This is a genomic window from Pseudorhodoplanes sp., from assembly GCF_035565855.1.
Taxonomy (GTDB): Bacteria; Pseudomonadota; Alphaproteobacteria; order Rhizobiales; family Xanthobacteraceae; genus Pseudorhodoplanes.
The window spans coordinates 1-12,171 of record NZ_DATMRX010000282.1 but is presented as its reverse complement, the minus strand read 5'-3'; the positions used below and the strand labels follow the sequence as shown (position 1 = coordinate 12,171).

The 12,171-nt window shown below is 64.1% G+C and carries 10 protein-coding genes; 8 read left to right on the top strand and 2 right to left on the bottom strand.

Annotation, left to right across the window (positions count from 1 at the left end; translation table 11 throughout):
* Positions 1 to 193 precede the first annotated feature (193 nt).
* The gene (locus VN004_RS16120) at positions 194 to 1,177 is read right to left on the bottom strand and encodes a glycosyltransferase family 2 protein (RefSeq protein ID WP_325612083.1); all 984 of its coding nucleotides are present in this window, start codon (positions 1,175 to 1,177) and stop codon (positions 194 to 196) included.
* Positions 1,178 to 1,310: 133 nt separating this feature from the next.
* Between VN004_RS16120 and VN004_RS16115 the strand changes: the two genes are divergently transcribed.
* From VN004_RS16115 to VN004_RS16105, 3 genes are all read left to right on the top strand, one after another.
* Positions 1,311 to 2,837: a glycosyltransferase family 39 protein gene (locus VN004_RS16115; protein WP_325612081.1), complete on the top strand. Its 1,527-nt coding sequence runs from the start codon at positions 1,311 to 1,313 to the stop codon at positions 2,835 to 2,837.
* A 192-nt stretch (positions 2,838 to 3,029) separates the two neighbouring features.
* Positions 3,030 to 4,496 carry an EAL domain-containing protein gene (locus tag VN004_RS16110; RefSeq protein WP_325612079.1) on the top strand — a complete coding sequence of 489 codons (1,467 nt, stop codon included), beginning with the start codon at positions 3,030 to 3,032 and terminating at the stop codon, positions 4,494 to 4,496.
* A gap of 131 nt (positions 4,497 to 4,627) precedes the next feature.
* Entirely contained in the window at positions 4,628 to 5,479 is an 852-nt protein-coding gene (locus tag VN004_RS16105; RefSeq protein ID WP_414710328.1) for a TIGR01459 family HAD-type hydrolase, read from the top strand.
* A 54-nt stretch (positions 5,480 to 5,533) separates the two neighbouring features.
* Here VN004_RS16105 and VN004_RS16100 read toward each other — a convergent pair whose 3' ends face one another.
* Positions 5,534 to 5,932, bottom strand: coding sequence for a response regulator (locus VN004_RS16100; protein WP_325612075.1), 399 nt, complete (start codon positions 5,930 to 5,932; stop codon positions 5,534 to 5,536).
* Positions 5,933 to 6,168: 236 nt separating this feature from the next.
* Between VN004_RS16100 and VN004_RS16095 the strand changes: the two genes are divergently transcribed.
* The 5 genes from VN004_RS16095 to VN004_RS16075 all read left to right on the top strand — a co-directional run.
* The gene (locus VN004_RS16095) at positions 6,169 to 6,636 is read left to right on the top strand and encodes a MaoC family dehydratase (RefSeq protein ID WP_325612073.1); all 468 of its coding nucleotides are present in this window, start codon (positions 6,169 to 6,171) and stop codon (positions 6,634 to 6,636) included.
* An 83-nt stretch (positions 6,637 to 6,719) separates the two neighbouring features.
* On the top strand, positions 6,720 to 7,703 hold the full coding sequence (locus tag VN004_RS16090) for a bifunctional riboflavin kinase/FAD synthetase (protein WP_325612071.1): 984 nt from the start codon (positions 6,720 to 6,722) through the stop codon (positions 7,701 to 7,703).
* Positions 7,704 to 7,818: 115 nt separating this feature from the next.
* Positions 7,819 to 10,839 carry an isoleucine--tRNA ligase gene (gene ileS, locus VN004_RS16085; protein ID WP_325612069.1) on the top strand — a complete coding sequence of 1,007 codons (3,021 nt, stop codon included), beginning with the start codon at positions 7,819 to 7,821 and terminating at the stop codon, positions 10,837 to 10,839.
* A gap of 186 nt (positions 10,840 to 11,025) precedes the next feature.
* Positions 11,026 to 11,547: a signal peptidase II gene (gene lspA, locus VN004_RS16080; protein WP_325612086.1), complete on the top strand. Its 522-nt coding sequence runs from the start codon at positions 11,026 to 11,028 to the stop codon at positions 11,545 to 11,547.
* 54 nt (positions 11,548 to 11,601) lie between these two features.
* A partial coding sequence (locus VN004_RS16075; protein WP_325612067.1) for a hypothetical protein occupies positions 11,602 to 12,171 on the top strand: 570 nt, incomplete at its 3' end.

The window sequence follows — 12,171 nt, the reverse complement described above, 5'->3', positions numbered from 1 at the left end:
GCGGTGCTGATGATTGTGCCCTCTCCCCTTGGGGGAGAGGGCGACACCTGCATGTCCACACATCGTGATGGGTGAGGGGTAAGGGCGGTCGGATAGCGCCTCCACCCCTCACCCATCATCGTTTGTGGAAACTCTGCGCAGCCCTCTCCTCCCAGGGGGAGGGCGCAGCAACGGGGGCCTCGCTTGCGCCAATTCACTCCGCCGGGCGGCGGAAGCCGATCACCTCGCGCTCCGGCTTCAGGTCCGCCTCGGTCTCGGCAACGATGTAGGTCGGCCGCCGGCGCGCCTCGCGCAGGATGCGGCCGACATATTCGCCGATGATGCCGAGCACGAGGAGTTGCGCCGCGCCAAGGAGCGCGATCGTCGCCATGATCGAGGTCCAGCCGGTGACGGTTTGCGGCACCAGGAGATAGCTGACCACCGAATAGGCGAGCAGCAATAATCCGAGCGCGGCGAAGCCGAGCGCGAGCCAGATCGCAAGCCGCAGCGGCCGGACGCTGTGCGCCGCGATCCCGGTCACCGCAAGATCGACCATGCGAGCGAGTGTGTATTTGCTTTCGCCATAAGTACGCGCGCCGCGCGAGAACGGGATCGTCGTGATCGGGAAACCGAGCCAGCGCACGGCGCCGCGCAGAAAGACGTCCTGATCGGCAAATCCATTCACGACGTCGATCGCACTGCGATCGAGCAGCATGTAATCCGACGAGCCCGGCTCGATGCGGACGTCGCCGATCGCATCGAGCAACCGGTAATAAATGCGCGATGTAACGCTCTTCAGTTTCGGCAGGTCGGCCTCGCCGTCATCGCGGCGGGTCGCGACGATCTTGGCGCCCGCGCGCCAGGCGGCGATCAGCTCGGGGATCAGCTCGGGTGGATGCTCGAAATCGCAATCCATCACGATTGCGGCGCGACCGCGCGCGTGTTTCAATCCGGCACGCAACGCTTCCTGATGGCCGAAATTGCGCGTGAAGGACACATAGCGGATTTGCGGATTGGCAGCGGCGGCGGCGCGGATCGCCGCGAGTGTGCCGTCGGACGATCCGTCATCGACGAAAACGATCTCGTAGCGCCCGAGCGACTTGAGAACGCCGTCAAGCGTTGCCGCCATTCGGGCGATATTCCCGGCCTCGTTGAAGGCAGGCAACACCACGGAAATCTCGGGTGCGAGGTCGTTCATCGTACTATCAAAGGCTGATCGGCCGTCCGCCGCCTTGTGTTGACTGGACCAAAATTGGCGGGCACTCACTATTGGACTGCCCGACAGGGCCCATCCGGTTCAGGCATACTACGGCGGCTCCAAAGACGCGAGCATGGACGCGAGAACGGCGACAGCGGACGGCGGCGTCCTGAGCGCAATCGTCGATTTTGCACTGCGAAAGCCGGGCCGCGCGCTGGCCATCCTGCTCGCGGCCCATTTCCTGATCTGGCTTATCCTGCCGATCCTGACCAGCCACAATCTGGAGCTCGATCTCGCCGAGGACCTCGCGCTCGGAAAGGAATGGCAACTCGGCTACTGGAAACACCCGCCGTTGCCATGGTGGGTCGCCGACGTCGCCTATCGGCTCACCGGCCAGATCAAGTCGGTCTATGCGCTCGGTCCGCTCGCAGTGATCGCATGCTTCATCGGGGTTTATTTGCTGGCGCGCGACATCGCAGGGCCGGTGCAGGCCTTGCTTGCCACGCTCGCGCTCGTCGGCATCCACTATTACAATTACTCGGCTGTGAAATTCGCCCATGACCAGATGCAATTGCCATTCTGGGCATTCACGGCGCTGTTTTTCTATCGAGGGTTGGTGCGCGGCCGTACGCTCGACTGGATGCTGACCGGCGCCATGCTCGCTCTCGCCTTCTGGTCGAAATATGCGGCTCTCCCGTTTGCGATCAGCCTCGCGCTGTTTCTCCTGATCGATCCGGTGGCGCGGCCGACATTACGCACGCGCGGGCCGTGGCTGATGGCAGCGGCCTTTCTGGTTGTGATCGCGCCGAATGCCTGGTGGCTGGTCGAGTCCGGTTTTCTGCCGCTGCAATATGTCAGCGAGCGCGCCCGGCCTCCGGAGGTCTGGTACGATTACATCACGCTCCCGGCCAAATGGATCGTCGGGCAGATCTTCTTCATTTTTCCCTCGCTGGCTTTGCTCGCGCTGACACTCATCCCGCGCACGGCGCCGGCCATGCCTGTTACAGGACAAGCCGCGTTCGCCCGGCGCTACGCCACCACGCTCGCCCTGGGTCCGTTTCTGGTGGTGACGGTGCTTGCGCTCATCGCCGGCCGGTTCCCGGTGCAGATGTGGGGCTATCCGCTCTGGTCGTTCCTGCCGCTCGCGGCTCTGCTCTGGCTCGGGCCCGTCACCGATCCGAAACGGCTCCGGCTGTTCGGCGCCGGAGTCATCTTCCTGTTCCTGCTCGCGCCGACGATCTGGATCGGGAGCACCATCACCGACAAGTATTTCCGCTCGCGGCCCAAGGCCAGCGACTTCCCGGGACGCGCCATTGCCGAAATGGTCACCAGGGAGTGGCACGCCAAAACCGGAACCAAGCTCGATTATGTGGCCGGCACGGAATTCGTGGCAAATAGTGTTGCGGTTTACTCACCCGACCGGCCCCGCGTCGTGGTGCATGGCCGCCCGAAGATCAGTCCGTGGATCGACATGGACGATCTGCGCAAACGCGGCGTCCTGGTGATCTGGGAAGACGACTACGAACTGGCCCATGTCGACGAATGGCGCGAAACCTTCGGCGCCGAGGGCGAACCGGAGATCATCGAACTGCCGCGGTATTCAAGCCGCAGGCAGCCCAAGGCGCGCATCGTCTACTGGATCATTCCGCCCCGGAAATGACGTCGCGCCCCGAGGCAGCGCAATTTGGCTGCACGGTTTGCTTGCGCTCCGCATGTCGCTGGTGAACATTATCATCGGGAGAGCGAATCGCGTCCGGTCGAGCCTTGGCGGAGCGAAAGCCGTCATTTGCAATCGATCAGCTGCAATCGATCCGCAGTGTGACGCGAGGAGCGGACCTGTAGCGGGATGTCCATGCAGCGGCTGACGGCCATCTTCATCGCAGTCTGCGTGATCCTGATCGCGGCGTCGGTCGGCGCCCTTGGTTATCTGGTGTTCCGCCTCTCCGGCACGGAATCTGCGGTTGCTGCATTGGCGGTCATGACCGCGCTTGCGCTCTACAATGTCGTCTCGGCGCGGCTGCGTGATCGCGACCGGATCGGCGATCAGATTGCCGATCTGTCGCGGGGAACGGCCGATCTCGCGCGGCAGGTCGCGGAGCTCGGGCGACGCGTCAATGCGATGGAGACACAGGAGGCGGCTCGGCGCTCGCGAACGCAAAGCGACACGCTGGCCGCCGAGATTGGCGAGCTGGGCGGTCTCGTCAAGGAACTCGCTGAGGCTGTCGCCTCGCATGACATCCGTCTGACGCAAATCGGCGCGGCGCCGTCGGTGGTTCCGGTGCTGACGCCCGGGCCGCAGGTCGCGGCGGTTGCTCAGGTTGCTCCAGTCGTGCCTTTGTCGGCCGTCGTTGAGAAAGTCGAAGCAGAGAAGCAGCCCGAAGCGGCCAAGCCCGCCGCTGCGCCGGTCGCAGCCGCACCAACCGAAGTCTCATCCGTCAAGGCGCCCGAACCGCCTGTTGAACCCGAGCTTGCAGCAACCGGCCCACTGCGCGGCAAGTCGGCCGATGAGATCGCCGCCATCATCAAGGGTGCGCTCGAAGGCAAGCGCATCGATCTCTATCTGCAACCCGTCGTGACGCTGCCGCAACGCAAGGTGCGCTATTACGAGGCGATGACGCGGCTGCGCATGGAGGACGGCACGCTGATCCTGCCAAGCGATTTCCTGGCGCATGCCGAGAAAGCCGGCCTGATCGCCAGCATCGACAATATGCAGCTGTTTCGGTGCGTGCAGGTGCTGCGCCGCCTTCTGCTCAAGAACCGCGAGATCGGACTGTTCTGCAATGTCTCGCTCGCGACGCTGAACGACGCCGAGATTTTCCGGCAATTCTTCGATTTCCTGGAAGCCAACCGCGCGCTCGGCAGCTCGTTGACCCTGGAATTCACCCAGAGCGCGCTGCGCAGCATGGGGCCGATCGAGCAGGAGAGCCTCGCCGGCCTGATTGCGCTCGGTTACCGTTTCTCCATGGATCAGGTGACCGACCTTCGCATCGGACCACGCGACCTGTCGGACCTCGGGGTGCGCTTCGTCAAGGTCCCGGCGCAGCTGCTGTTGAGCAAGACCGGGGGCTCGGCCGACATCCATGCTGCGGACCTGTCCGATCTGCTCGGACGACATGGCATCACCCTGATCACCGAGCGGATCGAGACCGAGGCCGTGGTGGTCGATCTTCTCGATTACGACGTCCGCTTCGGACAAGGGTTCCTGTTCTCACCGCCGCGTCCGGTCCGGGCCGATGCCTTGCAAGGCGTGCCCGCGACACCCGCCGAGCGCCCGGCGACCGAAACCTCGCTCGGCGCGGCGGCGCGGGCCGCGATCTGATCCTGCACTGGCGCGGCCTGCCGTTGCGGAAGGGAAGCCCTGCGCGCCTCTTTCGGCGCTTCCCGGCCGGGCATCGACGCGCTAAATGCTGCCGCCCGCCACCGACCTAATCCCAGGCATCAGATTTGACCATCTTTACCGATCATTTCGCGTCCATCGCGTCCGATTATGACGTCGTCCTGTCCGACGTCTGGGGCGTCGTGCATAACGGCGTTGCCGCATTCCCGGACGCCTGCGACGCGCTCACCCGCTTCCGCGCGGCCGGCGGCACGGTGGTGCTGATCACCAATGCGCCGCGCCCCAACGGCGTTGTCGTGGCCCAGCTCGCCCAGTTCGGCGCGCCGCGCACCATCTATGACGGCATCGTCAGCTCCGGCGATGTCACGCGCGACGAGATCGCCAAGCGACCGGGACAAACGATCTTCCATATCGGTCCGGAGCGCGATCTCGCGATCTTCGAGGGGCTCGATGTTACCTTTGCGGGTGTCGACACCGCCGATTACGTCGTCTGCTCCGGTTTGTTCAACGAAGAGACCGAGACCGAGCAAAGTTATCGCGGGTTGCTCGGGCAGATGCTCTCGCGCAATCTGTTCATGATCTGCGGTAATCCGGATGTGATCGTCGAGCGAGGCGAGCAAGTCCTCTACTGCGCGGGCGCGATCGCCGATCTGTACAAGAAGATGGGCGGCGCCGTGCTGTATGCCGGCAAGCCCTATGCGCCGATCTACGATCTTGCCTTAAAGCTCGCACAGGAGAAGCGCGGCAAGGAGGTCGACCGCAGCCGCGTCCTCGCCATCGGGGATTCGGTGCGCACCGACTTCACCGGCGCTTCGTCCTACGGCATCGACTGCCTGTTCGTGACGGCAGGCATCCACGCCGCGGAATTCGGCGGCCGCGAGGACCCCGATCCCGATGCGGTCGAGCGCGTCTTGATCGCCGCCGGGGGGAAGCCTCGGGCAATTGCGCGACGGCTGAAGTGGTGATGCGAGGGGAAGGTTGTCTTCGCGGGGACGACGACCGAACGACGCCGGAAAAGCTTACGCCGCGCAGGTCTGATTGCCGAACACCGCGTCGATCTTGCTCTTGAGCGTCGCCGCGTTGAACGGCTTCACGATGTAATTGCTGACACCGGCTTGCTTGGCCGCGATGACATTCTCGGTCTTCGATTCCGCGGTGATCATGATGAAGGGGATTGCACAGAGCCGCGGATCGGCTCGCATCTCCTTGAGCAATTCGTAGCCGGTCATCGGCTCCATGTTCCAGTCCGAGACCACGAGGCCGTAATCCTTCTCGCGCAGGCGTCGCAGCGCCGAGAGGCCATCGGATGCGTCGTCGATATTGTTGAAGCCGACCTGGCGCAGCAGGTTGCGGATAATGCGGACCATCGTGCTGTAGTCGTCGACGACAAGTATCGGCATCGATAGATCGGCAGACATCGGTCAGCTCCGAAGCATATCCGTGAGCGTCTGCCCACTTTCGCCACCGTACACTTTGCGCCTTGAACATCCGTTAAGGCGCAAGATTCGCGGGGACACGCGTCGCGAGCGCAAAACCTGATGAAAATATGAGCGTTTCTGCCTAAAGGCGGATTGCGTGCACCGCGAAGAAGCACCAGTTTCAAACTTCGTTAATACTGTCGCGAAACTTCACGAGAGAAGACGTTACGAGCCACATGACCACAGCGCCCGCCAGAGCCGCGATCGATCCACGCATGGTCCGCACCCTCTGTTTCGAGGACCTGCATGTCGGCATGCGCGAAACCCTGATGAAGACGGTGATGGAAACCGACGTTGTCGGCTTTGCCAATATCTCCGGCGACGACAATCCGATTCATCTGTGCGACACCTATGCGCAAGGCACGCGCTTCGGCCAGCGGATCGCGCATGGCCTCTATACGGCGAGCCTCATCTCCGCTGTGCTCGGCACGCGGCTGCCGGGCGCCGGGGCCGTGTACCGTTCGCAGACGTTGAACTTCCATGCCCCGGTCAAGATCGGTGATGTGGTGACGGTGCTGGTCGAGGTGATCGAACTGGTCGCCGAGGGTCGCAAGGTTCGCCTGCATTGCGAGGCTCTTGTCGACAATGCCGTGGTTCTGGACGGGGAGGCCATCGTGTCGGTGCCGGGACGGCGCAAGAGCTAACCGCTTGACCTGCTGCCCTTGACTTGCGGCCCTTGCGGGCCGACACGAGGCGGCGACTGAGATCATTGACCTGCCTGCCATCCATGTCCCAACCCGCACGTCAGAAGCCGTTTGTCGTGGTCCGTGACGACGGACCGGGGCTGCAGAGCCTGCGCGGCGCGGTCGTCGCGATCGGCAATTTCGACGGCGTGCATCGCGGGCACCGCTCGGTGATCGATTTTGCGATGAAGCGCGCTGAGGCCGCGGGCAAGCCGTCCGCCGTGCTGACCCTTGAGCCGCATCCCCGCAGCTATTTTCGGCCCGACGTGGCGCTGTTCCGTCTCACCGACGAGCAGCAGAAGCTGCGCCTCCTGGCCTCGACCGGTCTCGATGGCGCTCTGGTCCTGAGCTTCAACGCGGCGCTCGCGGGCCTCCCGGCTGAGCAATTCGTGTCGGATATCCTGGTCGGGCGCCTCGGCGTGAGCGGCGTTGCCATCGGGTTCGACTTCCATTTCGGGCAGGGGCGGGGCGGTTCCCCCGCGTTCCTCGCCGAGGCCGGGCAGCGCTACGGCTTTCCGGTCGACATCGCCCCAAAGCTCGAGGACGAGGGCCGGCCGGTCTCGTCCGGGACCATCCGCACGGCGCTGGAAGCCGGGCGGGTCGTGGAGGCGGCAGAACTTCTCGGCTATCCCTGGTTCGTGTCGGGACAGGTGATCCACGGCGAGAAGCGGGGCCGCGAACTGGGCTTTCCGACCGCCAATCTCCGGCTGGACCCGGCCTGTAACCTCAAGCATGGCATCTATGCCGTGCGGGTCGGTCTCGGCGACAGACGGTACGATGGCGTGGCGAGCTTCGGGCGCCGGCCGACCTTCGACAATGGCGCGCCGCTGCTGGAGGTCTTTCTGTTCGATTTTTCCGGCGATCTCTACGACAAGCAGATCGACGTCGCGCTGATCGGCTGGATCCGGCCGGAGGAGAAATTCTCCTCGATCGGCGCCCTGACCGCGCAGATGAATCTCGACGCCGAGCGCGCGCGCGATGCGCTGGCGCGCAATCCCGCCGCATTCCCGCCGCTCGGGCAGATTTGACCTTCGGCACGCCGGCCAGTGTACGCAACCGCGCGTATCCGGGTTCTTTGCGCTCAGGTTCTTTGCGCTAAACGCTCCCCCTGCTACACACGCCCGCCAGAGGCGATTTCCCGACATGACAAAGACCGAACGCGATTATTCCGAGACCCTGTTCCTGCCGCGCACCGAATTTCCGATGCGTGCCGGCCTGCCCGAGCGCGAGCCCCTGTTGCTCAAGCGCTGGAAGGACGAGAACCTGTACCGCAAGCTGCGCGAGGCTGCGAAGGACCGCCCGAAATTCGTCCTTCATGACGGTCCGCCCTACGCCAACGGCAACATCCACATCGGCACGGCGCTCAACAAGATCCTCAAGGACGTGGTGACGCGCAGCCAGCAGATGCTGGGGTTTGATTCCAATTATGTGCCCGGCTGGGACTGCCACGGCCTGCCCATCGAATGGAAGGTCGAGGAAGAGAATTACCGCTCGAAGAACAAGGCCAAGCCGAACCTGTCCGACCCGGATGCGATGATCGCGTTCCGGCAGGAATGCCGGGCCTATGCGCAGCACTGGCTCAACGTCCAGCGCGAGGAATTCAAGCGGCTTGGCGTCGAGGGCGACTGGGACCATCCCTACACCACGATGAGCTATCCGGCCGAGGCGCAGATCGCGCGCGAGATCATGAAGTTCGCGCAGAACGGCACGCTGTATCGCGGATCGAAGCCGGTGATGTGGAGCGTGGTGGAGAAGACCGCGCTTGCCGAGGCCGAGGTCGAATACGAGGATTACACCTCGGATACGGTCTGGGTGAAATTCCCGGTGCGCTTTGCGCGCGGCAAGCGGCATGCGGCGCTGAAGAAGACATACAATGGTGCCTCGGTGGTGATCTGGACCACCACGCCCTGGACGCTGCCGGGCAACCGTGCCATCAGCTACTCGCCGAAGATCGCCTATGGTCTCTACAAGGTCACCGATGCCGCGCCCGACAATTGGGCGAAGTTCGGCGATCTGTTCATCCTGTCGGAAAATCTTGCAGGCGATGTATTCAAGCAGGCGCGCGTCACCGGCTATGACAAGGTCGCCGACGTGCCGGCTGACGATCTTGCCGATCTCGGCTGCGCGCATCCGCTGCGTGCGCTTGGCTATGACTTTGTTGTGCCGCTCCTGGCCGGCGATCACGTCACCGACGACACCGGCACCGGCTTTGTCCATACCGCGCCCGGCCATGGCCGCGAGGACTTCGAGGTCTGGACCGCAAGCGCCCGCGCGCTGGAAGCGGACGGCATCAACACCGCGATCCCCTATACCGTGGACGAGAATGGTGCGCTGACCGCCCATGCGCCGGGCTTTACCGGCAAGCGCGTCATCAACGACAAGGGCGAGAAGGGCGACGCCAACGACGCCGTCATCAAGGCGCTGGTCGAAGCCGGCATGCTGATCGCGCGCGGCCGGCTCAAGCACCAATATCCGCATTCCTGGCGCTCGAAGAAGCCGGTGATCTTCCGCAATACGCCGCAATGGTTCATCGCGATGGACAAACCTATCGCTGACGCTCCGGGCAAGCCCGGAGCTATGGACATCGCAGGGAAAGACGACACCCTGCGCCATCGCGCGCTGACCGCGATCCGCGCGACGCAATGGATTCCGGCCGCGGGCGAGAACCGCATCACCGGCATGATCGAAAGCCGCCCGGACTGGGTGATCTCGCGCCAGCGCGCCTGGGGCGTGCCGATCGCTGTCTTCGTAAAGGAGAAGCCCGACGGATCGGTCGAGATCCTCAACGATCCCGCGGTGAACGAGCGCATCGGCGACGCCTTCGAGAAGGAAGGCGCCGACGCCTGGTATGCGGAGGGTGCCGCCGAGCGCTTCCTCGGCGATCGCGCGGACGAAGGCTGGCAGAAGGTCGACGACATCCTCGATGTCTGGTTCGATTCCGGCTCGACCCATGCCTTCGTCTTGGAGGACCCGGAGAATTTCCCGCAGCTTCAGGGCATCGTCCGGAAGCCCAAGGGCGACGATACCGTGATGTATCTCGAAGGCTCGGACCAGCATCGCGGTTGGTTTCAGTCCTCGCTTCTGGAAAGCTGCGGCACGCGCGGCATCGCGCCCTTCGACATGGTGCTGACCCACGGCTTCGTGCTCGACGAGCACGGCCGCAAGATGTCGAAGTCGCTCGGCAACACCGTCGCGCCGCAGGACGTCATCAGGAATTCCGGCGCGGATATTCTGCGGATGTGGGCCTGCGCATCCGATTATGCCGACGACCTGCGCATCGGTCCGGAAATCCTGAAGACCAACGTCGAGACCTACCGCAAGCTGCGCAACACCATCCGCTGGATGCTCGGCTCGCTCGCGCATTTCTCGGAAGAGGATCGCACCGCGCCGGAGAAGATGCCGGAGCTGGAGCGGCTGATGCTGCACCGGCTGGCCGAACTCGACGTCGGGGTGAAGGAGGCGTATCGCGCCTTCGACTATAAGCGCATCTTCGCGCTGCTCAACGCCTTCATGACCAGCGATCTCTCGGCGTTCTATTTCGATATCCGCAAGGACACGCTGTATTGCGATCCGATCTCGTCGGTGAAGCGCAAGGCCGCGCTCACCGTGATTGATCATCTGTTCCGCTGCACGGTGACCTGGCTCGCACCGATGCTGTGCTTCACGGCGGAAGAGGCCTGGCTGTCCCGCTACGGCGACGATGCGGGCTCGGTGCATCTCCAGCTCTTCCCCGACGTGCCGGCGGAATGGCGCGACGACCGGCTTGCGGAGAAGTGGCGCAAGATCCGCAATGTGCGGCGGGTCGTCACCGGTGCGCTCGAACTCGAACGCGCGCAGAAGCGCATCGGTTCGTCGCTCGAAGCAGCGCCTGTTGTGTACGTCTCGGACGCCGATCTGTTCGCGGCGATCGTCGATGCCGATCTTGCGGAAATTTGCATCACCTCGGCGGCAACCCTTGTTGAAGGCGAGGGGCCGGCGGACGCCTTCCGGCTGGACGACGTGCGCGGGGTCGCGGTCGTCCCCGAGCGCGCGCATGGCAAGAAATGCGCGCGGTCCTGGAAGATCACCGAAAGCGTCGGCGAGGACCCGCAATATCCCGACGTGACACCGCGCGATGCGCAGGCGCTGCGTGAATGGGATAATGCGCGCAGGGCGGCGGAATGAACACGGCACCGTGCCCGGTCACCCTCTCCCCTTGGGGGGAGAGGGTGGTCGATCCTAGCAAGGCGAGGATCGACCGGGTGAGGGGGTAACGACGATCATGCTGGACGCTGCCCCCTCACCCGGCTCGCAGCTTCGCTGCTCGCCACCCTTTCCCCCAAGGGGAGAGGGACGACCGGGCCCGTGGTCATGATGAAAATCACTTCCTTCCTGAGCGGCCCCTTCACCCGCGACGGCGTGGCCACGCTGCTGGTGACGGCGCTTGCGGACCAGGCGCTGAAGCTCTGGCTCCTCTACGGCTTCGAACTCGGCAAGCTCGGCCGGGTGGTTGTCCTGCCGTTCTTCGATCTCGTCCTGGTCTGGAACCGGGGCATCAGCTACGGCTGGCTGTCACAGGACACCGCGGCGGGGACCTGGATGCTGCTCGGCTTCAAGGCCGTGGTGGTGATCGTGCTCTGGGGCTGGCTGTCGCAGGCCGAGAACCGCCTGACCGCAATCTCCCTCGGCCTGATCATGGGCGGCGCCATCGGCAATGCCATCGACCGGCTGGCGCATGGGGCGGTGGTCGATTTCGCGCTTTTGCATATCACGACAGAATCGTTCGCCTTTAACTGGTATGTCTTCAACCTGGCCGACGTGGCGATCGTTGCCGGCGTGGCCGGTTTGATATATGAAATTGTGCTGGGCGGCCGCGCCGCAAAAGCGCCCTGATTTCACGAGACTTTTCGGTCGGGGCGATGGGGGAAACCATTGCGGGGACTCGTCTTGCGAACAGCAATCGGTGATTTCGGTTTGGGCCTGTCCGGCTGGCGGCGGGCCTTGGTCGTTTGCCTTGCCGCCGTGGCGCTAACCGCGGCCCTGTCCACCTCGGTTCCGTCCGTGGCGCTCGCCAATGACGACGAGGAAGAGGAGAGCTTCGAGGCCAAATTCTTCAAGAAGCTGTTCGGCGTCAGCGAAACCGGATCGATCAATTACCGGGAGCGCCCGCCTCTGGTGGTGCCGCCGAATCTGAACCGCCTGCCGCAGCCGGAAACCAATGCCGTGGTGAATACCCCGGCCTGGCCCAAGGACCCCGAGGTGGTCGAACGCAAGCAGCGATCCGCGGCCCGGAAGAACCAGAAGCGCCGCACCTCTGAAGAGGACGACCGCGCGCTCTCCCCCGCGGAACTCGCGGGCTACGGCCGCAAGCCGGCCGGCAGTACGGTGCTGAACCCGACCGGACCGCAGGACGCGGAAGCCGATGGCCAGCGCGTGTACCGGCCGGAGGAGCTTGGCGTGAAGGGTGGCCTTCTGGGCGCTCTGTTCAAGGACAAAACCAAGCCGGAAGTCGCCGAG

What these genes read in the sequence shown, in the direction of transcription:
- lspA (WP_325612086.1), top strand. Translation starts at nt 11,026, where the DNA reads ATGATGAAAATCACTTCCTTCCTGAGCGGCCCCTTCACCCGCGACGGC.
- VN004_RS16115 (WP_325612081.1), top strand. Translation starts at nt 1,311, where the DNA reads ATGGACGCGAGAACGGCGACAGCGGACGGCGGCGTCCTGAGCGCAATC.
- VN004_RS16100 (WP_325612075.1), bottom strand. Translation starts at nt 5,932, where the DNA reads ATGTCTGCCGATCTATCGATGCCGATACTTGTCGTCGACGACTACAGC.
- ileS (WP_325612069.1), top strand. Translation starts at nt 7,819, where the DNA reads ATGACAAAGACCGAACGCGATTATTCCGAGACCCTGTTCCTGCCGCGC.
- VN004_RS16110 (WP_325612079.1), top strand. Translation starts at nt 3,030, where the DNA reads ATGCAGCGGCTGACGGCCATCTTCATCGCAGTCTGCGTGATCCTGATC.
- VN004_RS16120 (WP_325612083.1), bottom strand. Translation starts at nt 1,177, where the DNA reads ATGAACGACCTCGCACCCGAGATTTCCGTGGTGTTGCCTGCCTTCAAC.
- VN004_RS16090 (WP_325612071.1), top strand. Translation starts at nt 6,720, where the DNA reads ATGTCCCAACCCGCACGTCAGAAGCCGTTTGTCGTGGTCCGTGACGAC.
- VN004_RS16095 (WP_325612073.1), top strand. Translation starts at nt 6,169, where the DNA reads ATGACCACAGCGCCCGCCAGAGCCGCGATCGATCCACGCATGGTCCGC.